Annotated in this window: 24 protein-coding genes; 13 read left to right on the top strand and 11 right to left on the bottom strand. The window is 58.5% G+C overall.

From position 1 onward, the window contains the following. The first annotated feature begins 15 nt into the window (after positions 1–15). Complete coding sequence (locus tag AGR13A_RS00770; protein WP_080833123.1) at positions 16–1,020, top strand: type II secretion system F family protein; 1,005 nt, start codon at positions 16–18, stop codon at positions 1,018–1,020. A gap of 9 nt (positions 1,021–1,029) precedes the next feature. Then, complete coding sequence (locus tag AGR13A_RS00765) at positions 1,030–2,016, top strand: type II secretion system F family protein (RefSeq protein ID WP_080833120.1); 987 nt, start codon at positions 1,030–1,032, stop codon at positions 2,014–2,016. A 76-nt stretch (positions 2,017–2,092) separates the two neighbouring features. On the opposite strand, the gene AGR13A_RS00760 is transcribed toward AGR13A_RS00765, so the two are convergent. Beyond that, positions 2,093–2,803: a tetratricopeptide repeat protein gene (locus AGR13A_RS00760; protein WP_162180483.1), complete on the bottom strand. Its 711-nt coding sequence runs from the start codon at positions 2,801–2,803 to the stop codon at positions 2,093–2,095. Positions 2,804–3,059: 256 nt separating this feature from the next. Between AGR13A_RS00760 and AGR13A_RS00755 the strand changes: the two genes are divergently transcribed. Beyond that, on the top strand, positions 3,060–4,454 hold the full coding sequence (locus AGR13A_RS00755) for a leucyl aminopeptidase family protein (protein WP_080833117.1): 1,395 nt from the start codon (positions 3,060–3,062) through the stop codon (positions 4,452–4,454). A 63-nt stretch (positions 4,455–4,517) separates the two neighbouring features. Here the strand turns inward: AGR13A_RS00755 and pncB are convergent, their stop codons facing one another. From pncB to AGR13A_RS00720, 7 genes are all read right to left on the bottom strand, one after another. Then, entirely contained in the window at positions 4,518–5,822 is a 1,305-nt protein-coding gene (gene pncB, locus AGR13A_RS00750) for a nicotinate phosphoribosyltransferase (protein ID WP_080833115.1), read from the bottom strand. A gap of 158 nt (positions 5,823–5,980) precedes the next feature. Continuing rightward, positions 5,981–6,340 carry a hypothetical protein gene (locus AGR13A_RS00745; protein ID WP_035219873.1) on the bottom strand — a complete coding sequence of 120 codons (360 nt, stop codon included), beginning with the start codon at positions 6,338–6,340 and terminating at the stop codon, positions 5,981–5,983. A 96-nt stretch (positions 6,341–6,436) separates the two neighbouring features. Beyond that, positions 6,437–7,288 (bottom strand): C40 family peptidase, encoded by an 852-nt coding sequence (locus AGR13A_RS00740; RefSeq protein WP_080833113.1) that lies wholly within the window; start codon positions 7,286–7,288, stop codon positions 6,437–6,439. Between the two features lie 17 nt (positions 7,289–7,305). Continuing rightward, a complete protein-coding gene (locus AGR13A_RS00735; protein WP_080833110.1) occupies positions 7,306–7,650 on the bottom strand; it encodes a MarR family winged helix-turn-helix transcriptional regulator in 345 nt (114 codons plus the stop codon). A gap of 366 nt (positions 7,651–8,016) precedes the next feature. Next, on the bottom strand, positions 8,017–9,123 hold the full coding sequence (locus tag AGR13A_RS00730) for a DUF475 domain-containing protein (RefSeq protein ID WP_080833108.1): 1,107 nt from the start codon (positions 9,121–9,123) through the stop codon (positions 8,017–8,019). A 292-nt stretch (positions 9,124–9,415) separates the two neighbouring features. Further along, positions 9,416–10,333 carry a DMT family transporter gene (locus tag AGR13A_RS00725; RefSeq protein ID WP_035219874.1) on the bottom strand — a complete coding sequence of 306 codons (918 nt, stop codon included), beginning with the start codon at positions 10,331–10,333 and terminating at the stop codon, positions 9,416–9,418. A 125-nt stretch (positions 10,334–10,458) separates the two neighbouring features. Beyond that, positions 10,459–11,340: a LysR family transcriptional regulator gene (locus AGR13A_RS00720; RefSeq protein ID WP_080833104.1), complete on the bottom strand. Its 882-nt coding sequence runs from the start codon at positions 11,338–11,340 to the stop codon at positions 10,459–10,461. 106 nt (positions 11,341–11,446) lie between these two features. Between AGR13A_RS00720 and AGR13A_RS00715 the strand changes: the two genes are divergently transcribed. From AGR13A_RS00715 to AGR13A_RS00705, 3 genes are all read left to right on the top strand, one after another. Further along, entirely contained in the window at positions 11,447–12,943 is a 1,497-nt protein-coding gene (locus AGR13A_RS00715) for a CoA-acylating methylmalonate-semialdehyde dehydrogenase (protein WP_035219487.1), read from the top strand. Between the two features lie 229 nt (positions 12,944–13,172). Then, a complete protein-coding gene (locus AGR13A_RS00710) occupies positions 13,173–14,243 on the top strand; it encodes a YjgN family protein (RefSeq protein ID WP_035219489.1) in 1,071 nt (356 codons plus the stop codon). After that, on the top strand, positions 14,233–15,303 hold the full coding sequence (locus AGR13A_RS00705; protein WP_139785997.1) for a M48 family metallopeptidase: 1,071 nt from the start codon (positions 14,233–14,235) through the stop codon (positions 15,301–15,303). The genes AGR13A_RS00710 and AGR13A_RS00705 overlap by 11 nt, the downstream gene beginning before the upstream one ends. A 48-nt stretch (positions 15,304–15,351) precedes the next feature. Here AGR13A_RS00705 and AGR13A_RS00700 read toward each other — a convergent pair whose 3' ends face one another. After that, a complete protein-coding gene (locus tag AGR13A_RS00700) occupies positions 15,352–16,401 on the bottom strand; it encodes a Fe(3+) ABC transporter substrate-binding protein (RefSeq protein WP_167377364.1) in 1,050 nt (349 codons plus the stop codon). 173 nt (positions 16,402–16,574) lie between these two features. Here AGR13A_RS00700 and rirA point away from each other — a divergent pair, with 173 nt between their 5' ends. The 7 genes from rirA to AGR13A_RS00665 all read left to right on the top strand — a co-directional run bounded on the left by rirA (position 16,575) and on the right by AGR13A_RS00665 (position 22,831). After that, a complete protein-coding gene (gene rirA / locus AGR13A_RS00695; RefSeq protein ID WP_035219495.1) occupies positions 16,575–17,048 on the top strand; it encodes an iron-responsive transcriptional regulator RirA in 474 nt (157 codons plus the stop codon). A 167-nt stretch (positions 17,049–17,215) separates the two neighbouring features. Beyond that, positions 17,216–18,262, top strand: coding sequence for an AbrB family transcriptional regulator (locus tag AGR13A_RS00690; RefSeq protein WP_080833099.1), 1,047 nt, complete (start codon positions 17,216–17,218; stop codon positions 18,260–18,262). 140 nt (positions 18,263–18,402) lie between these two features. Beyond that, positions 18,403–19,314 (top strand): glycine betaine ABC transporter substrate-binding protein OsmF, encoded by a 912-nt coding sequence (gene osmF, locus AGR13A_RS00685; RefSeq protein WP_080833096.1) that lies wholly within the window; start codon positions 18,403–18,405, stop codon positions 19,312–19,314. A gap of 81 nt (positions 19,315–19,395) precedes the next feature. After that, positions 19,396–20,562: an ABC transporter permease gene (locus tag AGR13A_RS00680; RefSeq protein ID WP_167377363.1), complete on the top strand. Its 1,167-nt coding sequence runs from the start codon at positions 19,396–19,398 to the stop codon at positions 20,560–20,562. Further along, a complete protein-coding gene (locus tag AGR13A_RS00675) occupies positions 20,559–21,497 on the top strand; it encodes an ABC transporter ATP-binding protein (protein WP_080833093.1) in 939 nt (312 codons plus the stop codon). Before AGR13A_RS00680 ends, AGR13A_RS00675 begins: the two co-directional genes overlap by 4 nt. Beyond that, positions 21,494–22,234, top strand: coding sequence for an ABC transporter permease (locus tag AGR13A_RS00670; protein ID WP_080833090.1), 741 nt, complete (start codon positions 21,494–21,496; stop codon positions 22,232–22,234). Before AGR13A_RS00675 ends, AGR13A_RS00670 begins: the two co-directional genes overlap by 4 nt. Before the next feature lie 108 nt (positions 22,235–22,342). After that, on the top strand, positions 22,343–22,831 hold the full coding sequence (locus tag AGR13A_RS00665; protein WP_167377504.1) for a gluconokinase: 489 nt from the start codon (positions 22,343–22,345) through the stop codon (positions 22,829–22,831). On the opposite strand, the gene AGR13A_RS00660 is transcribed toward AGR13A_RS00665, so the two are convergent. Next, a complete protein-coding gene (locus AGR13A_RS00660; protein WP_167377362.1) occupies positions 22,828–24,129 on the bottom strand; it encodes an NAD(P)/FAD-dependent oxidoreductase in 1,302 nt (433 codons plus the stop codon). The genes AGR13A_RS00665 and AGR13A_RS00660 overlap by 4 nt on opposite strands. Before the next feature lies 1 nt (position 24,130). Next, positions 24,131–25,492, bottom strand: coding sequence for a glutamine synthetase family protein (locus AGR13A_RS00655; protein ID WP_035219508.1), 1,362 nt, complete (start codon positions 25,490–25,492; stop codon positions 24,131–24,133). Positions 25,493–25,563 lie beyond the last annotated feature (71 nt).

The raw sequence follows: 25,563 nt of genomic DNA, 5'->3' as shown, positions 1-25,563 counted from the left end.
GGGAAGGCGAACGCCATGGACCCCACAATCGTATTGCTGGCCGTACTTGTCGCCATTTCGGCGGGAGCGCTGGCTTACGCCTTCCTTTTCCAGCAGATAGAGGTCGAGAAGAAAACCACAAACCGCGTCAAAAGGGTAAAGGCGGCCGAAACCGATCATACGAGTATCAAAGCCGCGCGTGACCGGGTTCAAGAACTCAGCAAGCGTCGCAAGTCCATGCAGGACACCCTGCGCGACATGGAAAAAAAGCAGGATGAAAAAGCAAAAAAGGCAAAGAATGTCAGCTTGCGCGACAAGCTTGTTCAAGCCGGTCTGCAGATTTCGGTCCGGCAATTTCATTTACTGAGCCTGGGCGCGGCGATCTTCGCTTGCCTTATGTCTATTCTTTACGGGTTGTCATTGCTCATCGCCCTGCTTTTGGGGGCGGTCGCGGCACTTGGGTTGCCGCGGTGGGTATTGGCGTTTCTACTCAAGCGCCGGCAGAAAAAGTTCCTTGAGGAATTTCCGAATGCACTGGATGTCATGTGCCGGTCGATCAAATCCGGCCTGCCACTGAACGACGCCGTGCGACTGATCGCATCAGATGGTCAGGAACCGGTGAAAGCAGAGTTCCAGCGCGTGGTCGATGCACAGCAGGTCGGCATCAGCATTCCGCAGGCAATCGAGCGCATGATGCTGACCATGCCGCTCTTCGAGGTCAGCTTCTTCGGCACCGTCATCAACATTCAGGCGCAGGCGGGCGGCAATCTTTCGGAAGCATTGTCGAACCTTTCGAAAGTTTTGCGCGACCGCAAGAAGATGCGCGCCAAGGTAAATGCCCTTTCGATGGAGGCAAAAGCGTCGGCAGTCATCATCGGCGCACTGCCTTTTATCGTTATGCTATTGGTGCATTTCACGTCGCCCGACTATCTGTCGATTCTCTTCTCCGACCTGCGGGGACACATCATCCTCGGCGCATCCGGCATATGGATGCTTATCGGGATATTCATCATGCGCCAAATGATCAATTTCGATATTTGAGGGCGCGCGGTGACAGAAAACCTTTTTGCAAGCCTGACAAATCCACAAACGATCATCGCCATTTTGGTGACGCTTGCTGTTTTTGCGACCCTCTACACGCTCATCATGCCGTTCTTCGAGCGGAAAGACTTTGCCAAACGCATGAAGGCCGTATCGTCAGAGCGCGATTTCATCCGCAGCCGCGAGCGCGAGCGTCTTGCTACCAGCAGCAGAGACGGCAAGACCTCCCTGCGTGGCAATAACAACCAGTCTGCACGCCGCATTGTCGAAAAATTCAACCTTCAGGAAGCACTTGCCGACAAGAATACGATGAACAAGCTGCGTGCAGCAGGTTTTCGTTCACAGAATGCACTCAACACCTTTCTTGCCGCGCGGTTCTTGCTGCCATTCGCTTTTCTTGTCGTAGCCTTCATCTGGGTTTTCGTTCTAGGAAACCTTGCCGACAAGGCTTTTGTCGTCAGGCTGATGGCTGTTCTTCTCTTCGGTTACATCGGTTTTTACGCGCCGAATATCTACGTTTCCAACGCAATGTCAAAGCGGCAGGGTTCGATCCGGCGCGCTTGGCCCGATGCGCTGGATCTGATGCTGATCTGTATCGAATCCGGTGTATCGATGGAGGCCGCGATGCGCCGTGTCGCGGAAGAGATGGGCGAGCAATCTCCCGAACTGGCGGAGGAAATGATGCTGACGACTGCGGAGCTTTCCTTCCTGCAGGACAGGCGAATTGCACTTGAAAATTTTGGCATGCGCACGCAGCTGGACGGTGTCAAAAGCGTGGTGCAGGCGCTTATACAGGCGGAACGATACGGCACGCCGCTGGCTCAGGCGCTGCGCGTTCTGGCGCAGGAAGGCCGCGACGAGCGTATGAACGAAGCCGAAAAGAAAGCCGCGGCCCTGCCGCCGAAACTGACCGTGCCGATGATCATATTTTTCCTGCCGGTGCTTATCGCCGTTATTCTCGGCCCGGCGATCATACGGGTTCTCGACACATTCTGAAAAGCAAAGGCCGCCCAACAAATTGAGCGGCGATCTGTTGTCGGCCAGCACACGGATTAAAGCGTATAAGAGCACATCAACCGGCTGGCTTATTGTCTTTTTTCGCCAGTTGCTGCCAGGAATTCTGCTGCGACAGCATTGCACGCAGATAGCCCAGATTTGCCTGCGCCTGCTGCGGCGAAAGTTCCTGAACCGCAATGCGCTCGGCCTCGGCAAAGCGCCCCTGGAGACCGACGACGAGCGCGAGGTTCTGGCGGACGCGGCTGTCAGCACCCGGCTGTGCGATGGCGGATTGCAGATATGTCTCGGCCGTGCGGGGATCACTCGACAAAACATAGGACATGCCGAGGTTTGAAAGCACGCTCGGATCGTTCGGCTTCAGGTCGAGCGCCTGCCGGTATCTGGCACGTGCTTCGTTGGAGCGACCAAGCTGATCGAGCACGGCGCCTTCGGCCGAATAGAGCCGCCAGTCGGGGCGGTCAGGCGTCTGGGCTCTCTGGATGGTCGAAAGGGCCTGTTCGAGCTGACCTGAGGCGGCCTGCGCCTTACCATAGGCGGCAAGAACCTCGCGGTCGGCCGGGTTGGCGATGGCAATCTGCTGCATCACGGCAAGGGCCTGCGTGTTCTTGCCGGTCATCATCAGCATATTGGCATAATTCATGCCGATGGACTTGTCCTTGGGGCTGCGCTCATAGGCTTTGCCGGCGCTCTCTTCCGCCTGCCGCAGCTGGTCCATGTTCATCTGGTCATAGGAGCGCGTGGCCGCGGGAATGGAGCCGGTCGACATGCGGTCCGGCTTGTTGGTGCTCGCGCATCCGGAGACGGTTAAAACAAGCGCTGCGAGACATACACTCCGCAGCAACCCTGTCCGGCCCGTCTCACCCAAAGAAAAAGCAGTCATGGCAGCGCCCCCGCCCGAGAATTATCGATCTTGCGCCCGACATACGACAGACTCACATGACGCAACTTTCGCTAAAGCAATAATCTGTTAACCCTAACAGAGCGTTAATCGCACCGATTCTCGACAGTTACGAAAGCAGACCATGGCGCCCTATCAGTTCATCGAACGCCCGACCCCTTTCAGCTCAAAAGCCGGCAGCACCCTGCCGGTTTTCGCCGTCACGCCAGCCCATATCGAACAGGGTGCCATTGATCCTGTTGCTCTGGACTGGGCGAAAAAAGCGGGCTTCAAGGCAGAGGCAGGCGCCATTTTGCTCGTTCCCTCCTCCGATGGTTCGCTGGGTGGCGTCCTTCTCGGGCTTGGCGGCAATCCGTCCGAAATCCCCTTCATCACCGGCAAACTCGCCCGCGAACTGCCGGAAGGTGAATGGCATATCGAGACTGCGCCATTGACGGCCAATCGTCTGGCTCTCGGCTTCGGCCTTGGCAGTTACCGCTTCGACAAATACAGGACCACCAAGACCAGCGGGGCAAAACTTCTCATTCCGCAGGATGCCGAAGACGGCGAGATCAAGCGTATTCTGGCGGGTGTCTTCCTGGCCCGCGATCTCATCAATGTTCCGGCCAACGACATGGGGCCGGACGAACTTGAAATCGCTTTCCGTGCGCTTGCCGCCCATTACAAGGCGAAGGTGAGCGTTACCACCGGTGACGATCTGCTGAAGGAAAATTTCCCGCTGATTCATGCCGTTGGCCGCGCCAGCGAAAGTGCGCCGCGCCTTCTGGAGATGAACTGGGGCAAGAAGGGTAATCCGCGCCTGACCCTCGTTGGCAAGGGCGTCTGCTTCGATACCGGCGGTCTCGATATCAAGCCTGCCGCTTCCATGGCCCTGATGAAGAAGGACATGGGCGGTGCTGCCAATGTTCTTGGCCTCGCGCTGATGATCATGGATGCGAAGCTGCCGATCGATCTGCGCGTCCTCGTGCCCGCCGTTGAAAACTCCATCTCCTCCAATGCCTTCCGTCCTGGCGATATCTACAAAAGCCGCAAGGGTCTGACGGTACAGATCGACAATACGGATGCGGAAGGCCGTCTCGTTCTGGCGGATGCGCTGGCCTATGCCGACGAGGATGCACCGGACCTGATGATCGACATGGCAACGCTGACAGGTGCCGCCCGCGTCGCTCTCGGCCCGGATCTGCCGCCATTCTATACTGACGACAGTGATCTGGCCCATGATATCGCCGAAGCCAGCATCGATACCGACGATCCCCTGTGGCGGATGCCGCTCTACATGGGCTACGACAAGGATATCCGCTCACGCGCGGCCGATATTACCAATGCGCCCTCAGGCGGCATGGCGGGATCGATCACCGCCGCCCTGTTTCTCAAGCGGTTCGTCACCAACACAAAGCGCTGGGCGCATTTCGATATTTACGGCTGGTCGCTCAGCGAGCGGCATCACTCGTCGATCGGTGGAGAAGCGCAGGGTATCAGAGCGCTCTTCCATTGCATCGCACACCAGTTTGCGAAGTGAGCTTGTTACGCTATTGATCTGAACAGTTGCGGGCGCTTCGTGAAGCGGAGCGCCCGGTCTCGATCACACCAGAACCTTTTGTTCCTTGTGATCTTCTTCGCCGAAGAACTTCAGATAACGTTCCACTTCGGCCGGCTCGCCCGTCGCCTTTTGCGGGTTGTCCGAAAGCTTCACCGCCGGCCGGCCATTGGCGTCGCTGACCTTGCAGACGATGGAGATCGGCTTGAGGCTGGCGATGGTCTTGGGCGCGCAGCCGGCAAAATCATTCGTGAGGTTGGTGCCCCAACCAAAGCTCATACGCACCCGGCCTTCGAAATGCCTGTAGGTGTCGATGATGGCGTTGACATCCAGCCCGTCCGAGAAGATCAGCATCTTTTTGCGTGGGTCGCGGCCCATCTTCTGCCACCAGTCGATGATCTTTTCCCCGCCTTCGATGGGCGGCGCGCTGTCGGGACGGAAACCCGTCCAATCCGCTACCCATTCCGGTGCATTGCGCAGAAACGCCGCCGTGCCGAAGGCGTCCGGCAAGACGATCAGCAGGTTGCCGCCGTAAAGACGGTTCCAGTCCTTCAGAACCTGATAGGGAGCAGCGGCCAGTTCCTCGTCGGTCTGTGCCAGCGCCGCAACCACCATCGGCAATTCATGCGCATTGGTGCCAACGGCTTCGAGATCGGAATCCATGGCGAGAAGAACATTGCTCGTGCCGGTAAAGGCGGGTCCGATGCCTTCCTTCAGCGCCTCGACACACCAGCGCTGCCAAAGGAAGCTGTGGCGGCGGCGAGTGCCGAAATCGGATATGCGCAGGCCCGGCAGTTCCCGCAGCCGTTCGACCTTTTCCCACATCTTGGCCTTTGCGCGGGCATAAAGGACGTCCAGCGTGAAATAACCAAGTGAGCGCATGGCGCTGCGCGAGCGCAGCTCGTTGATAATCGCCAGCGCCGGGATTTCCCAGAGCGTCGTGTCCATCCAGCGACCATGGAAATTCAGCTCATACTGCCCGTCGCGCTTGAAAAGCTCATATTCCGGCAATTGATAGCTGGAAAGCCAGGAGAGGAATTCCGGCTCGAAAATCTGTGAGCGGCCGTAAAATGTATTACCCGCGAGCCAGATGTTTTCCTTCTTGGAGAGCCGCAGGGTGCGCGCGTGATCGAGCTGCTCGCGCAGTTCCATCTCGTCGATCTCTTCGGCCAGCCGCACAGTCTTGGTGCGATTGATCAGGGAAAATGTCGCATCGACCTCCGGATAGAGTTTCCAGATCATCTGCAACATCAGGAGTTTGTAGAAATCCGTATCGATCAGGCTGCGGACGATCGGATCGAGCTTCCAGGTGTGATTGTGGACACGGGTTGCTATATCGGTCTTCGTCATGCTTGCATTCCCCAGCATCGGCCCAGAACATCGGCAGGGCCGACGTCACCCCGCACCTCGACAGCTATTATCAGCCTGTCATGTCAAAGATTTATCTGAAAAAGCGACAACAAGTCCAGAGTGCGGGCGGCGCAAACGCCGCTTTAAGTCATATTACTTCAGAAGGTCGGGTCGACGGGATTGATGCCGGGATACCAGTCCTTGGAGACGGGATTTCTGCCGCCAAAGCTGGAAATGCCGTTTTCATCGGTGCAGCGGTAACCCTGAACGGGAAGCCCACGGCTGCCGAAAACATCACGGTGCGGACCCCTGGCATATCCAGTCACGCCAAGTTCGCTGTGGCAGGTGTAACGGACTTTAGGTTGCAGCGTTCGCGGGTCCTTCACGCCGGGCAAATTCGCGTAGGCGTCGGGCGCCGGCGCAAAACCGTTCTGATAAACAGTCTGCGCCTCGGCGGAAGCGCTCAAGAGAACCGCCGCGATAACCGCTGCCAATCGTGTTGCCGTTTTTGTTTTCATCGATGCCGGTCCCGTACCATCACCCATTTGATGTAGGCTCTCGGCAGCATTCGCACAAAGGGCGAGGCAGGCACAATTTCGTGAAAAGCTTCCCCCTCAGCTTTCCAGACGCCGGAAGGCCGTCGGCTTTTCGTAAAGCCAGCCGATACGCTCGATGGCCGCATCGAGATTTTCGCGCGCGACATTCATCGTATGGCCATTGGCGTGCAGCAGCGTTTCCTCATTCTCCATGAGGCCGACATGGCCCTTCCAGAAGACCAGATCGCCGCGGCGCAATTCATCACGTTCTATCTCCAGGCCAAGCGATTTCACCTGCATGTCGGTATCGCGCAGAACCCGGCGGCCCGTCATCGCCATGGACAATTGCACGAGGCCGGAACAATCGATGCCGAAGCCGGAGCGTCCACCCCAGAGATAAGGCGTTTCGATAAAACGCAGCGCCACCGCCACATAGTCTTCTTCAAGAGCCGCATCGGTTTCCCGGCAATGGGCGGCGATGACCCCCTCGCCTTTTTCAGTCAACAGATAACGGGTGCCGCGTGTTTCCGCCTCGCCGACGATCCGGATCAGGCTCCCCATGGACAAGGCAGCAACGGGCGGCTTGCGCAGTTCGGCGGAAGGATAGAGGAAGGTGCGCGGCGCAACCACCCGATGGGTAGCGGCGACCACATCGCCGATCACCGTCTCGGGCACATAACCGGCATAACCATCCGCATCCGCCTGCACCCAGGCCCAGCCATTCGCCCGGTCGAAAACGCGCACGGTTTCGCCAAAGAGGAGCTCCGTATCGATACCGGCAGCAAGGTCGGGTGTTGGCCGCAGACCGGTCACGGGGGCCGTAATCTGTGCCGCGGTGCCGGTTACAAAACGTTCGGCCTGGACCAAACCTTGCAGTTTCTCGTCGGCCAGATCGGAGCGGAAGACATTCAGGCGGCGGTCGAGCATCATGGGTTCACATCCAGGGGTTAGATCTTGCGCGCCTGATCAATAATCAGATCGCCGAATTTTTCCAGATAGAGCGCACCTGCCACCGTGCGTTTTATCACAACATTACGCTTGTCCCGCTCGTCACGCACCCTGTCAACCAGCCCCAGCACCCCGAGACTGTCGAGTGCGCGGGTGATGACCGGTTTGGTCACGCCCAGCATCGCGGCCAGTCCACGAACAGTATGGGGCGGCGGCACGAGATAAATCTGCAGCAGGATCGCGGTCTGACGCAAGGTCAAATCCGGCGCATCGGCCGTTACCTGCGCCGTGGATACACGATGCCAAAGCCCAAGGGCCTCCGTAGGCGAAAGTTCTGCAGGCAAAAGGCTAAACCTTCCAGTCGTTATCCCACCGTTTTCATTCAACCGGAAGCAAAACTCAAGAACCATACCGCACAAACAAAACCGCCGCGCCTTCGCAAACCTTTAAGGTCGCGCGGCGCGGCGGTATTTATCGACCCGTTTTCCGGGCTTTAGTGTCCCCTCTGGACTTGCAATGTGAGATGCAGGAAGCGTGCCAGTTTTATTGCGGCGCACAAAAGAGAGCAGAAACAGGCCTTTAGAAGGCAAATCAGCTTTACAGTTTAAATTTTACGCAAAGAATAAATGGCAACAAAAATAGGCAACACAAGATTCAATGCCTAAAAACTGCCTTCCGCCTCAGCGGCGGAAGGCAAGGATCATCGCTGATCAGATTTCCGCGCCGCGTGCAGCGTCAACCGCATCAGCGCTTTGCTGACGGTTGTGGCGGATCGACGACCAGAGCGAGATGCCGATCAGGGTCGCACCACCAAGGCCGGTAATGACCTCCGGTATATGGAACATGGTCTGGACATACATGATGACCGACAGGATAAGGATCGCGTAGAATGCGCCGTGCTCCAGATAGCGGTATTCGGCAAGCGTTCCCTTTTCCACCAGCATGATCGTCATCGAGCGCACATACATGGCGCCGATGCCGAGGCCGATGGCGATGATGAACAGGTTCTGCGTGAGCGCGAAGGCGCCGATAACTCCATCGAAGGAGAAGCTCGCATCGAGCACTTCGAGATAGAGAAACGCCCCGAAGCCGCCTTTTGCGGCGCCTTCCAGCACTTCCTGGCTGCGATCGAGAATACCACCGACCACTTCCACCAGCAGGAAGGTCAAAAGACCCCAGATCGCCGAATGGAAGAAGGTATTGGCCGCGACCGGACCGAGCTCCGGATTGTCGCTAGCGCCGATGATGCGCGAGAAGATCAGCATAACGACCAGCACGAAGGCGATCTCGATGCCCTTGACGGAGGAATAGACCGCAGCCTTTTCCTCGATCCAACGCACCCAGTGCACGTCCTTTTCATGGTCGAAGAAGAAGTTGAGGCCAACCATCATCAGGAAGGTGCCACCGAAAGCAGCGATCGGCAGATGGGCGTCACGCATGATCTCGGAATAACGTTCCGGCTCCGTGGCGGCCATGACGAGCGCCGTCCAGGGGCCGACATTCGCGGCAACGACCACGATCAGCAGCGGGAAGACGATACGCATGCCGAAAACGGCAATCAGAATACCCCAGGTCAGGAAGCGGTGCTGCCAGACCGGCGTCATCTCCTTGAGCTTGTTGGCGTTGACGATGGCGTTGTCGAAGGAAAGCGAGATTTCCAGCACGGCGAGCACCGCACAGATGAAGAAGATCGTCGCCGTGCCGCTGACCGTTCCGGTCATTTCCCAGCCAAGATAGCCGCCGAGGATGAGACCGACGATGGTGACGATAAAAGCCCACTTGAAGTAGGACAGCGTGGTTTTCTGGGCGGCGCTCATGTCCGGGTACCTCCGGTAACGAGAGCGATAGCGGACCGACGCGAGGCGTCAGGCCGCACGCAGAAAGCACGCGCGCGAAGCACATTCAGGTTTTTCATAGTTTTTAATCCGCCGGCCAATTTTTGCAGGCGGTACCGACATCGCGAGAGCGCCGTAAAACTCTCGCCAGAGGGGCCCGGCACCTTTGTTTCCTCTGCCCTTGCGAGACAAATCATCGCAGGGCCCCTTCTTACTCCCTGAAGATCACGCCTTCGTCAAGTCCCGTGAGTGTAACAACGGCGGACAAGAAAGATCAAACCTGCTCCGCAGCCAGTCCTTCGGCGGTTTCGCGACGGCGTTTGAGCGTATTTTCGCGGAAGAAGATATAGAGGCCGGAGAGAACAATCAGGCCCGCACCGACGACGATACTCGTCTGGGGCACATCACCGAAGAACAGCCAGCCGAAAATCACCGCCCAGAGCAGCAATGTATATTGCAGCGGCGCGACAGTGGCGGCGTCCGCGAGTTTCAGGGCCCGGTTGACCAGTACATGCGCCGCCATGGCGACCACGCCGAGCAGGCCGAGAAACGCCAGATCAAAGCTGGACTGGACCGGCAACCAGCCGGATGGCGTGACGAACACCGCAACAATGCCCGCAAGGGCGGCGCCGATGATCTGCCAGAAGGCGAGTACGGTATCCGGCGTATTGCGTAGCTGGCGTCCGGACAACATCATGAAGGCAAATGCGGCGCTGCCGAGAATGGAGAACAGCGCGGCGGAGGTGAGGCTTGCCGAACTTGGTTTCAGCGCGATAAGAACGCCGACAAAACCGATGGCAATGGCCGTCCAGCGACGCCAGCCCACCTTTTCCCCAAGCAGAAACGGCGAGAGCGCCGCCACATAGATCGGGGCCGCAAGCCAGTAAGTCATGACGTCGGCCAGCGGCAGGCTCGCAACGGCGAAATAGAAACAGAAAAGCTCGGCGGTCGAGAAAAATACGCGCGCCACCTGGAGAAATGGCCGCTCGATTTTCACGAGGCCGGGAAGACCGGCTCGCCAGACAATCGGAACGAGGATGACAAGGGCCGCAGCACTTCGGATCAGGATAACCTGACCCTGGCTATAGGTGGAGACGAGCCATTTTCCCATGGCGTCGTTCAATGCAAAAAGCAGCATTCCAAGCAGCATGACGGCCACGCCAAGGCCAGTCGGCGACAGCTTTCTTATCATATTCGACATGTCAGATTCCGATTTCTCCCAATGGCTGCATTGGTCGTTCACCCAACCGTGCCTTGTCAAGCCCGGAGCCATCGGACTCGCACAATAATATTACTAATAGATCGGGAACGTCGGTTTCAGGTGAAGATTCGCCGTTCTTCGGCCACGAGTTCCTGAAGAAAATCGACCACCGTGCGGACACGAACCAATTGGCGGGCGGACTCGTGATAGGCCGTCCAGTAGGACCGGCTGATACCGAGATGTGGCATGATCCGCAGAAGTTCGGGATATTGCCCGGCGATGTAATTATGCAGGATGCCGATACCGGCGCCGGAGCGCACCGCCTCCGTCTGGCCGGTGGCACTGGAGATTTCAAAGGCGGCATCCCAATCGCGCATGATTTCGCCGGTGTAATTCAGGGAGGGCGAGAAGATCAGATCCTCCACGTAACCGATGCGGCGATGGCGTTTCAGTGCGTCGACATCCGCCGGCGTTCCGTATTCAGCGAGATAGGCCTCCGATGCATAAAGCCCCAGCGAATAGTCGGTGAGCTTCGAAAACATCAGCCTCCCCTGCTCCGGCCTTTCGATCGTGATGGCGATATCGGCCTCGCGCTGCGACAGGGAGAATGAGCGCGGCACCGGCACAAGCTGGATCTTCAGCTCGGGATACCGTGCCGTGAGCCTGCCAAGCCGAGGCGCGAGAAAGGACACGCCGAGACCATCCGGCGCGCCGATACGCACCGTTCCCGCCACCGCCGTATCGACGCGGCCGAGATTTGCCTGGGCGTTCAGCATTTCGGTTTCCATGCGTTCGGCCCCGGCAAGAAGGCGCTGGCCTTCTTCCGTCAGCTCGCAGCCATTGGTGCTTCGCAAAAACAGCTGCGTGCCGATGGCCGCTTCCAGTGCGGAAATGCGCCGGCTGAGGGTGGCATGGTTGACGCCAAGCTTTCTCGCCGCTGAAAGAAACTGGCCGCTTCGCGCAACGCTTAGAAACAAACGCACATCATCCCAGTTCACGGCACCCTCATTATGTCTATTTTTGCACAATGGATGCTTATTTCAGGCGATTGATTTGTGCAAATCGAAAGGTAATGCTGCGCCATCACATTCTGGAGGAAAACCCATGAAGGAAATCGGTCATTTCATTAACGGCAAGCATGTGCCCGGCACCAGCGGCCGCACATCGAATGTCTACAACCCGGCGACCGGCGAAGTGCAGGCAACCGTTGCGCTTGCCAGCGACGCCGAACTGCGCGCCGCCGTTGAAAGCGCCAAGGCGGCACAGCCCAAGTGGGCGGCCACCAACCCGCAGCGCCGCGCCCGCGTTTTCTTCAAGTTCGTCGAACTTCTGAACCGCGACATGAACGAGCTGGCTGTGCTGCTCTCCAGCGAGCACGGCAAGACCGTCGAGGATTCCAAGGGCGATATCGTGCGCGGCCTCGAAGTCTGCGAATTCGTCTGCGGCATTCCGCATCTGCAGAAGGGTGAGTTCACCGAAGGCGCCGGCCCGGCCATCGACATGTATTCGATCCGCCAGCCGGTCGGTATTGGCGCAGGCATTACACCGTTCAACTTCCCCGGCATGATCCCGATGTGGATGTTTGCGCCGGCGATTGCCTGCGGTAACGCCTTCATCCTCAAGCCTTCCGAGCGCGACCCGTCGCTGCCGATCCGTCTTGCCGAACTGATGATCGAGGCCGGTCTTCCGGCTGGTATTCTCAACGTCGTCAACGGCGACAAGGGTGCTGTCGACGCCATCCTGACCGATCCGGATATCGGCGCTGTCTCCTTCGTCGGCTCGACGCCGATCGCCCGTTACGTCTACGGCACAGCCGCCATGAACGGCAAGCGCGCGCAGTGCTTCGGCGGTGCGAAGAACCACATGATCATCATGCCGGACGCGGATCTCGATCAGGCGGTGAACGCATTGATGGGTGCGGGTTACGGTTCGGCCGGCGAGCGCTGCATGGCCGTTTCCGTTGCGGTTCCGGTTGGCGAAGAGACGGCAAACCGTCTCGTTGAAAAACTTATCCCCCAGATCGAAGCATTGAAGATCGGCCCCTATACCGACGACAAGGCCGATATGGGCCCGCTCGTCACCAAGGAAGCGCAGACGCGCGTCAAGGGCCTGATCGACAGCGGCGTCGAACAGGGCGCGAAGCTTCTGGTCGATGGCCGCGACTTCAAGCTGCAGGGCTATGAAGACGGCTATTTCGTCGGCGGCTGCCTGTTTGACCACGTCACTCCTGATATGGACATCTACAAGACGGAAATCTTCGGACCGGTTCTCTCCGTCGTTCGCGCCAAGAACTACGAAGACGCGCTGGAACTGCCGATGAAACATGAATACGGCAACGGTGTCGCGATCTACACCCGCGACGGCGATGCCGCCCGCGACTTCGCAAGCCGCGTGAATATCGGCATGATCGGCATCAACGTTCCGATCCCGGTTCCGCTTGCCTATCACTCCTTCGGCGGCTGGAAGGCTTCGAGCTTCGGCGACCTCAACCAGCACGGCACGGATTCGATCAAGTTCTGGACGAAGACCAAGACGATCACCTCGCGCTGGCCGTCCGGTATCAAATCGGGTGCCGAATTCGTCATGCCGACGATGAAATAAGCCGACACGACCGAAATGCTAAAAAAGCCCCGCTGTTTTCACGGCGGGGCTTTTTTGATTAAAAAGATAACTAAAAAAATCAAGTTTTCTTCTGTCAAAATAATTCCACTTAAAGCTGTTATCGCGTAAGAGTGCCGTTGCGGCGTGGGGACGCTGCCAAACCGACGAATAACGGGGAAGCTTGCAAACTCAATCTGCCCGGAGAGGGGCATGCCATGAGGGATTATTTATGAGTGACATCTCTGTCCGTGCGGATCAGCGCGGGATCGAACGCGGCTCCTTCACCGGAAACGCGAAGGAATATTTCGGAATCTGGATCGTCAATATTCTTCTGACGATCATCACCATCGGCATCTATTCCGCCTGGGCGAAGGTGCGCCGCAAGCGTTACTTCAACGGCAATACCGTGCTTGCCGGCCGCGCCTTCGGTTATCACGCCACCGGCGGACAAATCTTCAAGGGCCGCCTGATCGCCTTTGCCTTCATCGTCATCTCGCAGCTTGTTGGCCTCATCCATCCGTTTCTGGTCTTCCTGCCGTTGATCCTGCTGATGATCTTCTTTCCCTGGCTGATCACACGCAGCATCCGTTTTAATGCGCGGGTGACGAGCTATCGCAATGTGCGTTTCGATTTCGTCGGCACCGCCGGCGGGGCTTTCGTTTCCATTCTGCTTGGCGGCCTGGTCGCGCTCTTTTCCTTCGGCATTCTGGCGCCTCTGGCCAGCCGTTGGGCGAACCGCTACATTTTCAGCAATCTGCGTTATGGTGATCGCCCTTTCACTGCCGATCCGAAGATTGGCGCGCTTTACCGGGTCTGGATCATTCCCGCCATCATGGTCGTGATCGGCAGCGTCGTGGTCGGCTTCTTCGGCATTGCTGCCTTTGCCGCCAACAGCGCGATGCTCGAAGATGAGACGACTGCCATGGTGACTGCGCTTGCCTCTCTCTATATCGGTCTTTTTGGCGCATTTCTCGTCTATGGCCTTGCCGGCGTGGTTTATCGCACCGGTGTTCGCAACGTCGTCATCTCGTCCATGTTGCTTGACGGAAAGCACGACCTGCACAGCGACCTTCACCGCGGCCGTTACCTCTGGATCGTCATCTCCAACCTGATCGTCACCGTTTTCACCTTCGGCCTGATGCGGCCTTGGGCGGCGGTGCGCGAGGCGCGTTACACCGTCGAGCGCACGGCAATCCGTTTCAACGGCGATGTGGGCGAGGTACTCTCCTCCATGGAGGCGACGGGTGCGGCCGTCAGCGCCGAATATATGGATATGGAAGGTTTCGAATTTGGTTTCTGATACCGGAGAAACCGTTTCGGGCGAGTGGCATGCCGCTCGCTCAAACCTTTCGAGCGCCGCCAGGTTAAAACTTGGCGGCACTGTCCTTCTCGTGCTCGACGCCGGGGACAACCATGTCAGAACCCAGGCCGAGATAAATACGGTTGAGATCAGCCATCGGGTCGGGGCCATTCCCCGGGAGCTGCACTTTCCTGACGGCTCGCTCTTTGAAACACGCGACAATGATGGCGTGGACCGGCTGCTCGGCCGGCACATCACGAAACGTTCCGGCTTCGTGCATTGGCTGGAACAATTTCGTCCACGGCTGGTCGGCATCGCGGCCGCGGCCGTTCTTCTCGCCTACGGCACCTACAAGCTTGCTCTTCCGGCCCTCGTGGAGGTGGCGGTTGCCGTCACGCCGCCAATCGTTCCGCAGGTCATGTCGGCCAGTACGCTGCAGGCCTTCGACAAGACGGTGTTTTCTCCGAGCGCCCTGCCGCAGCCGGAACAGGACGCGATCCGTTCAGAGTTCGCAAAGATCGCCGCCCACGCTGAAGGCTCGCCCGAGGACTACAAGCTGAATTTTCGCGAAGGCGGCTATATCGGCCCCAATGCTTTTGCGCTTCCGGACGGCACCATCGTTCTGACGGATGAACTGGTGGAGCTGGCCGGTGACGACAGGCAGATGATCATCGGGGTTCTTGCGCATGAAATCGGCCATGTCGAATATCAACACAGCCTGCGGCAGCTCTATCGCGCCGCCGGTGTCGCCGGTCTCGTCATGCTGATTGCCGGCGATGTCGGTTCGGCCATGGAAGATATTCTCACCCAGGGCGGCGGCCTTCTGGCTTTGTCGCATTCGCGCGACGCCGAACGGCAGGCCGACCAGCGCTCCGTGGAATTGATGCGCAAGGCCGGGTTGGATCCCACCGCGATAGAGCGTTTCTTTGCGCTTCTTGAGGAAAAACTCGGCGACAAGGGCGGCACCAGCATCGTGTCCACCCATCCCGGAACGCCGGAAAGGCGCAAGGCTATCCTCGACTACAATGCGTCTCTGGACGAAAAGCCGGCGGGAAATTGACCCGCCGGTAGCCTAACTCTCAACCGATCGCGGGCATTGGCAGCGACATCAATTGGTTGGGCCGTCGTTGAAACCGACTTCATCCACCAGCTCGGATGCCTGTTTGCGATGGGCGGCGATATCCGTCAGCGGCAGCTTGTCCGGATTAATGGGGCCGAAGCCCTTCACCACATCGGAAGGCTCCGCGCCGGGCAGGACCGGATATTCGAAGACCTGCTTGGCATAGATTTCCTGTGCTTCGCGCGATGCGAGGAATTCCATCAGCTTCAGCGCATTGTCCTTGTTGGGCGCGTATTTCGTCAGGGCCATGCCGGAAATATTCACATGCGTGCCGCGATCGCCCGCATTGGGGAAGATCACCCGCACCGATCCCGCCCATTCCTTTTCTTCCGGCTCGCGGTCGTTGGTCAGCATCAGGCCGACATAATAGGTATTGCCAAGCGCAATATCGCACTCGCCGGAAAAGATCGATTTTGCCTGGCTGCGGTCGGTTCCGTCAGGCTTGCGCGCCAGGTTGTTCTTCAGGCCCGTCAGCCATGTACGCGTATAATCCACACCATGATGGGCGATCATCGAGGCGATCAGCGCGATATTGTAGGAATGCTGGCCGTCGCGAATGCAGATCTTGCCCTTCCATTTCGGATCGGCAAGCTCCTCATAGGTGATGTCCTTCTGGGTCACCCGTTCCCTGGAAGCATAAACAACCCGGCCACGCGTCGTCAGGCCGAACCATTCGCCCTGCGGATCGCGCAGATTGGGCGGAATATCCTTCTCGATGACGGGATCGTTCAGCACCGGCTGCGTGACGCCGCCTTCCTTCGCCTCGACGAGACGGGCAATATCAACTGTCAGCAGAATATCGGCCGGCGAATTGACCCCCTCGGCCTGAATGCGCTCCACCAGTCCCTTATCGAGGAAAAGAACGTTGGCCTCTATGCCCGTTTCTTTCGTGAAGGCATCGAGCAACGGCTGGATCAGCTCCGGCTGTCGATAGGAATAGACGTTTACCTCACCATCCGCAAAAGCGGCGGGCGCGGTCAGAAACATCGTCAACCCGGAAAAAACGGCAGCGGAAAAACATGATTTCAAGCTTGCCATTACGAATGCCTCCATTACATTCAGATTCTTGACTTGTTTGTTCATGAATCATCGGGCCGGTCAACAAGGCCGTTCGAGAAATATCGGATGGATGCCAGTTTTTTCAGTTTCTGGAATTGTTCTAAACTGAAAAAGAGACTATATAACTCCACATTGAGAGTTAGGAGACCAGCATGCGTTTGACCAAACAGACCAACTATGCCGTTCGCATGTTGATGTATTGCGCCGCGAATGAAGGCAAGCTGAGCCGCATTCCGGAGATTGCGCGGGCTTACGGCGTCTCTGAGCTGTTCCTTTTCAAAATTCTGCAGCCGCTCAACAAGGCCGGGCTGGTGGAAACTGTGCGCGGCCGCAATGGCGGCGTGCGTCTTGGCAAGCCTGCAGAAAAGATCAGCCTGTTTGACGTGGTGAAGGTGACGGAAGACAGCTTCGCGATGGCGGAATGCTTCGAGGATGGCGCTGTCGAATGTCCGCTTGTGGACAGCTGCGGGCTGAACTCAGCACTTCGCAAGGCGCTCAATGCCTTCTTTGACGTTTTGACGGAATATTCGATCGACGATCTCGTCAAGGCACGGCCGCAGATCAACTTCCTGCTCGGGATCGATACGGAAATGCCGAAAGTTGCCGCTCCTCTGCCGGCTGCCTGATCGTCCCCTGCCTATCGGCAGTCGCCAAGCCCGTGTCCGCAGGCCACGGGCTTTTCTTTTATAAAATGCTCTTGAAATATAATATTTTTGGCCCCGCATGTTGACGTCGCAAGACGAAGCGGCGCATTTGGTCGCGAGCTTTTCTGAAGCAACCCATCAGCGTCGTAATGATCATCAAGCCTGAATTCCATACATTTGCGCTTACCGCGCTTGTCGGCAGCATGGGTGCGCTCATCGCCAGCCTCCTCAATATCCCGGCCCCCTTTCTTTCCGGCCCGGCACTCGCCGTGACGATCACGGGACTGGCCGGCGTGAGGCTCGGAATTCCCGCCTTCATCCGCAATGCCTGTTTCGTCATTGTCGGCATTTCGATGGGAACGAGCGTCACGCCTTCGGTCATCGATGCTGCAAAAACATGGCCCCTGAGCTTCGTCGTCGTGCTGGTCGCCGTCGTCATCATGCTCTATGTCGCCTACTGGATCCTGCATTACGGCTTCGGATACGACCGCACCACGGCGATGCTCGGCGCTTCGCCCGGGCACCTCAGCTACATCATCAGTCTTGGCGCGGAGACGAAAAGCGACCTTGCGACGGTCAGTATCGTGCAAAGCGTGCGGGTGCTGGCGCTCACCCTTTCCGTGCCGCTGATCGTCGAATATTTCGACCTCGTCAGCACGGAGCCGCTCATCGTCAACCCGCCGATGGGCCTTTTCACACTGGCGCTGACCATTGGCGCATCACTTGCCATGGGATGGCTCTTCCTGCGATGGAAATTTCCGGCAGCCCTGCTGCTCGGCGGTGTTGCCGTGTCCATCGGCACCCACATTACCGGCCTCACCGAGGGCGGTGTTCCGACCTGGCTCAGCCTGCCGGTCTATGTGCTGATCGGCTGTCTCATCGGAACGCGTTTTTCGAATGTATCCCTGATGGACGTTCGGAAAGGCTTTCTGGCGGGTTTCGTCGTCACCATCGCCGTGATGGTGATCGCCGGAAGCATTGCCTGGATGATTTCCGGCATTACCGGCGTTCCGCTCAATGCCGTGATGATCGCCTATTCGCCGGGCGGCCTTGAAACCATGGCCGCCATGGCGGTGATGATGCATGCCGATACCGCCTATGTCGGCTCACATCATGTTCTCCGGCTTCTGTTCCTATCCGTCCTCATGCCGCTCGTCATGGGCAAGGATGCACGCAAACAGGACGACAAAACCTGAGCGGGGCAAGCGCGCCTGCCATTCCCGCAAAAAAAGCTGGTGGCGTTGCAACCATTTGTTCTTCTGGCCGTTTCTGTTTCTCCGCAATTGCGACGGCAATTTTCGCGTGTTCGACAGGCTGACCCACCGGAGGAATTTTCATGAAACGCGTGATGATGTTGACAGGCGTCGGATTGGCGCTTGCACTTTATGGCTCCATCGCTCAGGCGCAGGTGGTCGTGTCGTCAAAGATCGATACGGAGGGCGGCGTTCTCGGCAACATCATCCTTGCCGTGCTGAACAAAAACAATATCCAGACGACGGATCGCATCCAGCTAGGCGCCACCCCGGTGGTGAGAAAAGCGATCACTGCGGGCGAGATCGACATCTATCCGGAATATACCGGCAATGCCGCCTTCTTTTTCTCCAAGGCGGACGACCCGCTCTGGAAGGATGCCGCAAAGGGTTATGAGGAAGCGAAAACGCTCGATTATGACGCCAACAAGATCGTCTGGCTGACGCCATCACCCGCGAATAACACCTGGGCGATTGCGCTTCGCAAGGATGTCGCCGACAAAAACAATCTGAAAACGCTTTCGGATTTCGGAAAGTACATCGCCGATGGCGGTGCGGTGGTTCTTGCCGCCTCCTCGGAATTCGTCAATTCCGCCGCTGCCCTGCCGGCATTTCAGACAACCTACGGCTTCACCATGAAGCCGGATCAGCTGATCACGCTATCCGGCGGCGATACCGCGGCCACCATCGCCGCTGCCGCCAATCAGACAAACAATGCCAATGCGGCCATGGTCTATGGCACCGATGGCGGCATCGCCCCATCCGGTCTGGTCGTTCTTGAAGACGACAAGCATGTGCAGCCCGTCTACCAGCCTGCACCGATCATCCGCGAAGAGGTGCTGAAAAAGTATCCCAATATCGAGGAATTGCTGAAACCCGTATTCGAAAAGCTGGATCTGGCGACCCTGCAGGACCTGAACGCCCGCGTGCAGGTGGGTGGCGAACAGGCCAAGGCGGTTGCGACCGACTTCCTGACGAAGAACGGTTTCCTCAAATAATAGTCTTTGGGAAGCGGGATGGTGCAACCCTATGCACGGTTTTTCCATCCCGCACGAACCTATGATCCGCGGGAGCGCAATTTGACGAAATGGCCTGATAAGGTGGGCGTGCTGATTTCGTGCCTGCTTCTCTACGCGCTTTTTGCATCTCCCTTCATGACATTCCGCGCCAACCGGATCATTCAGGGCGAAACGCGCACGATCTTCGAAGCCCTTCCGGTTCCTGCTGCTACCCTCCTCGCCGCCACCATTCTTGTCGCCGCCTTCATCGCCTTTTTTCGTTTTCCGGCACGCCTGAAACTCGCAGTTGCGCTGGTTGGCCTGGCAGTGCTGGCGATCTTCGTCGGGCAGGCGGCCTCGGCGCTGACGCCTGAAGGCAACAGTTTTGCCCGCGTTTCCCCCGCCAGCGGTTTCTGGCTGATGTTTGCAGGGCTTGCGCTGCTCACTACTGATTGCATTGCACGTCTCCAGCCGAAACCGACTATACGGATTCTGCTGTTGCTGGCGGCAATCGCGACGCTTGCGGCGGTTCTGACAAGCGGCTTCTGGGACGATCTCTCCATCATCAAGGAATATACCGGCCGGGCCGATATCTTCTGGACCGAGGCGCTACGGCATGTGGAGCTTGCCATTGGCTCGCTGGTTGCGGCAACCGTGGTCGGTATCCCGCTCGGCATTCTCTGTTATAAGGTCGAGCGGTTGCGCGCCGGTGTGCTGAACGTTCTCAACATCGTCCAGACCATTCCCTCCATTGCCCTTTTCGGTCTTCTGATTGCACCACTCGGATGGATCGCGGCCAATGTGCCCGGCGCGGCGAAGATCGGCATCGCCGGCATCGGCATGGCACCCGCCTTCGTGGCGCTGTTTCTCTATTCGCTGTTGCCGGTCGTTTCCAACACGGTTGTCGGTCTTTCCGGCGTCTCGCAGGCCGTGCGGGAGGCCGCGCGCGGGCTTGGCATGACACCTCTGCAAAGACTGCTGCGGGTGGAATTTCCGCTGGCCATGCCGGTCATTCTCACCGGTATCCGCATCGTTTTGGTGCAGAATATCGGGCTTGCGACCATCGCGGCATTGATCGGCGGCGGCGGATTTGGCGTTTTCGTGTTTCAGGGCATCGGACAGACGGCGATGGACCTCGTGCTGCTTGGCACCGTGCCGACCGTTCTCATCGGCTTTGCCGCTGCGATCGCGCTCGACGCCATCATCGACAGCAATCTCTTCAGCGCAGGCGGAAGGCAAAAGGCATGATCGAGATCGACACCATCACGAAACGATATGGCGATGCGGCCGTGGTCGATCGGGTATCGCTGACCGTGGCGCCACACACCGTTACCGTCATCGTCGGCACTTCCGGGTCGGGAAAAACCACGCTGCTGCGCATGATAAACCGGCTGGTGGAGCCGACATCCGGCACGATCCGTATCGACGGAGAGGATGTGAGCACTATTCCGGGCTACAAGCTGCGCCGTCAGATCGGCTACGCCATTCAGGGCCATGGGCTGTTTCCGCATCGCACCGTGGCGGAGAATATCGCGACCGTTCCGCAGCTGATCGGTTGGGACCGAAAGCGCATCGATGCGAAAATCGAGGCGCTGATGCATCTCTTCCAGCTCGACCCGGCGCTTTATGCCGACCGCTTTCCGCATGAGCTTTCGGGTGGGCAGCAGCAGCGCGTCGGCGTGGCACGCGCGCTTGCGGCAGAGCCGAACATTCTTCTGATGGACGAACCTTTCGGTGCGCTGGACCCGGTGATCCGCGCCAAGGCGCAGAACGATCTTCTCGATATCCAGAAAAAGCTCGGCGTCACCATCGTTCTCGTCACCCATGATATGGATGAGGCCTTCCATCTGGCGAACCGCATCGCCGTGATGGACAAGGGCCGTATCGTTCAGGATTGCCCGCCGGCCGAACTGGTGCTGAAACCGGCAACGGATTTCGTGCGCACCATGATCGGCGAAAACGAACGCGCGCTGAAACTGCTGTCCGTCCTGTCCGTTGCAGAGGTCGTGGAACCGGGAAGCGCTGAAGGCGAACCGCTGAACGAGCATACCAGCCAGCGCGATGCCCTGTCGGCCATGTTGTGGGCGGGCTGCGATGCCCTGCCGGTGCTGAAAGACGACGGCCAGCCGGCGGGCCGGGTGCGGCGCGATGTTCTCCTCCAGCGTGCTGCCGGAACCCCATGAAGAATGCCGCTTCGTTTTTCGCTCCCGGCCTTCTGATACTGGCGCTGATCGTCCTCCTCGCGGCGCCGCAGGTCTTCGCACCGGTTTTCCGCCCTCTCGTGCAGGCCAATGCGCCGGCGATCTACACCCAGGCCGACCTGTTTTCACTCACACTGTCGCATCTCGCCATTGTCGGGATTGCCACGGGGCTTGCCACGCTGGTGGCCGGAGCGCTCGCGGTTCTCGTCACCCGCCCCTTCGGAGCGGATTTTCTGCCGCTGTCACGCAGCATCGTCAACATAGGCCAGACCTTTCCGCCGGTCGCGGTTCTGGCGCTCGCGGTGCCGATGATCGGTTTCGGCGAGAAACCCACGCTCATCGCGCTGTTCCTCTATGCGCTGCTGCCGGTTTTCGAAAACACGCTGACGGGACTGACGACCCTGCCGGCGGCCGTGATGGATGCCGCCAGAGGCAGCGGCATGACCGGCTGGCAGCGGCTTGTCAAAGTGGAACTGCCGCTTGCCCTCCCGGCAATCCTTGCGGGCATCCGGCTTTCGGCAGTCATCAGCCTTTCAACCGCGACCATAGGCTCGACGGTCGCGGCCCGCACGCTCGGAGAAGTCATTATTGCGGGCCTGCAATCCAACAATCTCGCCTTTATCCTTCAGGGCGGGTTGATTGTTGCCGCACTCGCGATCCTGATTCACGCTGCCTTTTCTGCGCTGGAAAGGGCAGCAGCCCGCAAAACCGGGCACTGACACGAGGAGCCACTGCATTTTTATGTTCCCGACATCCGCCTCGCATGTTAGGGGCTGACCGTCGAAACAGAAACATTCGAGGTTCGGGTGACACAGGCAATCGTCGTGATGGGAGTGAGCGGCTCTGGCAAGTCCACGGTCGCAGAGGAACTGGCGGAAAAACTGGGCGTTGCCTTTATTGAGGGCGACAAGCTTCACCCTAAATCCAATGTCGACAAAATGTCGGAAGGCATTCCACTGACCGACGAGGACCGCTGGCCGTGGCTCGATCTCATCGGCGCGGAATTGCACAAGGGCCGTGAAAATAACGGTGTCGTCGTTTCCTGCTCGGCGCTCAAGAAAATCTATCGCGACCGGCTTCGCAAAGCCGCCGGTGGCTCGCTCGCTTTCGTCTATCTGGACGGCAGCCTGGAGCTTCTCAGCCGGCGCATGGGCGAACGCAAGGGCCACTTCATGCCGCTCTCGCTGCTCCAGACGCAGCTTGCCACGCTGGAAGTGCCGACCGGCGAACCGGGTGTCGTGACCGTCAGCATCGACGCCACACCTGAGGATATTGCGAACAACGCGCTTGCCGGTTTGAAAGCGGTGACGTTTTAAAATCCGAGCCTGTCGCGCATGCCGTACCACCACGCGCCAAGCACGGTCAGCGGCACACGGAACGTCTTGCCGCCCGGGAACGGATAGTTCGGCAGGGAACTCCAGACATCGAAACGCTCGGCGTGGCCCGCAACGGCCTCGCCCAGTATCTTGCCCAGCAAATGCGTGGTGGTGACGCCGTGGCCGCTGTCGCCGTGCGAAAAATAGACATTGTCCGATAGCTTGCCCATATGCGGGATGCGCGTCAGTGTCAGCGCGAAATTGCCGCTCCAGGCGAAGTCGATCTTCGTCTTTTCCAGTTGCGGGAAGGTCTTCAGCATGTTCGGGCGGATAACGCCGGTCAGATCCGCCGGATCGCTGCCGCCATAACCGATACCGCCGCCATAAAGCAGGCGATTGTCGGAGGTGCGGCGATAATAGTCGAGAATGTAATTCGCATCCTCCACGCAATAATTTGCGGGCAGAAGTTCCTCGATCAGGTCGGCATCAAGCGGCTCCGTCGCCATGACCTGACTTGAGACCGGCATCATGCGGTCACCGATTTCCGGCAGCAACTTGCCGAGATAGGCGTTGCCGCAGACGAGAACATATTTCGCCTTCACGCTGCCCGTCGCCGTGCGCACAACCGGATTTGCGCCCCGTTCCACCGAGATAACGCGCGAATTCTCGAATATGCGCGCACCGAGACTTTCGGCAGCCGCCGCTTCCCCCTGCACCAGATTGAGCGGATGGATGTGGCCGCCGAAACGGTCGATCATGCCGCCGGCATAACGATCGGTCTGCACGTATTTTCCGACATCGGCCTTGGCGACCATTTCAAGCCCGCCATGGCCGTATTTTTCCCAATGAGCCTTATGGGCCTCCATCTCGCGGATCTGTTTTGGCGTAAAGGCTGCGAAGAAGCCGCCATCGACAAGATCACAATCGATGGCGTATTTCGCGATGCGGCTGCGGATGATCGTGCCGCCTTCCAGCGACATTTCACCGAGCCTCACCGCCTTGTCATGCCCGTAGCGACCGGCAATGGTTTCGAGATCGCGGCTATAACCATTGACGATCTGGCCGCCATTGCGGCCCGAGGCGCCAAAACCGACCCGCACGCCTTCCAGCACGATGACCGAATAGCCACGTTCGGAAAGTTCGAGAGCGGCGGAAATGCCGGTAAAGCCGCCGCCGATGACGCAGACATCCGCTTCCAGTGCGCCCTCAAGCGAGGGCCGCACGGATTTGACATTGGCGGAGGCCGCGTACCAGGAGGAGGTGTGGCCGGGATTGGGTATGTTCGTCACCTCAGCCATCTCACACCGTCCTGATATAGGCGTCATATTCGACGTCGGTTACACGCAGGGAAAATTCGGAAAGCTCCTGCTGTTTGCAGGCGGAAAACAGCGTACGGTAGCGCTGGCCAAGCGTCGCATAAGCGAAGCTGGAGCGTGTGAAACGCTGCAGGGCGTAGTCCCAGTTGGTGGGCAAAGGTTCGTGGTTGATGGCATGGCTGTCGCCGGAAATCGCACCGCCGGGCTGGCGTTTTTCCTTCATGCCGGCAAGTGCCGCACTCAGGATCATCGCGACGACGAGATAGGGATTGGTATCGGCGCCGGCCACGCGGTGTTCGATACGCGTTGCGGCCTTGCTGGCGACGATGACGCGCACCGCCGCCGAGCGGTTGTCGATGCCCCAGGAGGCGTAGGTGGGCGCATGTTCGCTCGGCGTCAGGCGACGATATGAATTGGCATGGGGAGCGAAGATCGCCATGCTTTCCCCCATGTTTTCCAACAGGCCACCAACCGAATGCATCAGCGCGTCCGACGGGCCGTTTTCTCCGGCGTAGATATTCCTGCCGTCCTTATCGAGGACGGAAAAATGGACATGCATGCCATTACCGGCCTGCAACCCGTAAGGCTTGGCCATGAAGGTGGCATCGAGATCATGACGCCGCGCCACACCCTTGACGATGCGCTTCAGGAAGACGGCAAAATCCGCAGCCTGCAACGCGTCCGGTACATGATTGAGGTTGATCTCATATTGTCCTGGGCCGTTTTCCCGCAGCGTCGTATCGGCAAGCACGCCCTGTGCCCGGCAGGCCGTGGCGATATCGTGGAAGACGTCCTCGAAATCCTGCAATTCGGAAATCGACAGAACCTGTGTCTGGCCCGTATGCCACCGGCCTTCGCGACTATGGGGCGGACGAACGGGATCGAGCGCGGAGCGGACCGGATCGATCAGGTAAAATTCGAGTTCCGTCGCCACGACCGGCGTGAGACCGGCTTTTTTGTATGTTTCCAGAACACGCGCCAGGACATTGCGCGGGTCGCCGTAAAATCCTGTTCCATCCGGGTTCTTCATTGCAAGCAGGACCTGCGCGGTCGGCCGGCCAAGCCATGTCACCCGCGACAGCGTGCCCGGAACAGGAAAGCAGAACCCATCCGGATCACCCGTGCCTTCGGCGAGGCCTGCGGCGTGCACATCGCGACCCCAGATATCCAGCGCATAAACGGAGCGTGGGATCGCCATTCCCTTTTCAAGAACGTCGATGGCCCTTTCGCGCGGAATCCATTTGCCGCGCGGCACGCCGTTCGCATCTATGACAAAAGCTTCGAGAATTTCGATATCGGGGTTATCGGCGAAAAATTTCTTTGCGTTTTCAATATCATCCATCATGCACCAGCAGGCCGTTTCTCTTCTGTTTCGCGCGCGGAAGCGCTTCGCTAACGAAAATCGTCCTGCTGCTG

The sequence above is a fragment of the Agrobacterium genomosp. 13 str. CFBP 6927 genome (genome assembly GCA_900012615.1).
In the GTDB taxonomy this organism is placed as follows: domain Bacteria; phylum Pseudomonadota; class Alphaproteobacteria; order Rhizobiales; family Rhizobiaceae; genus Agrobacterium.
Note: the sequence above shows the minus strand (reverse complement) of the source record. Positions and strands in the feature narration are given on the sequence as shown.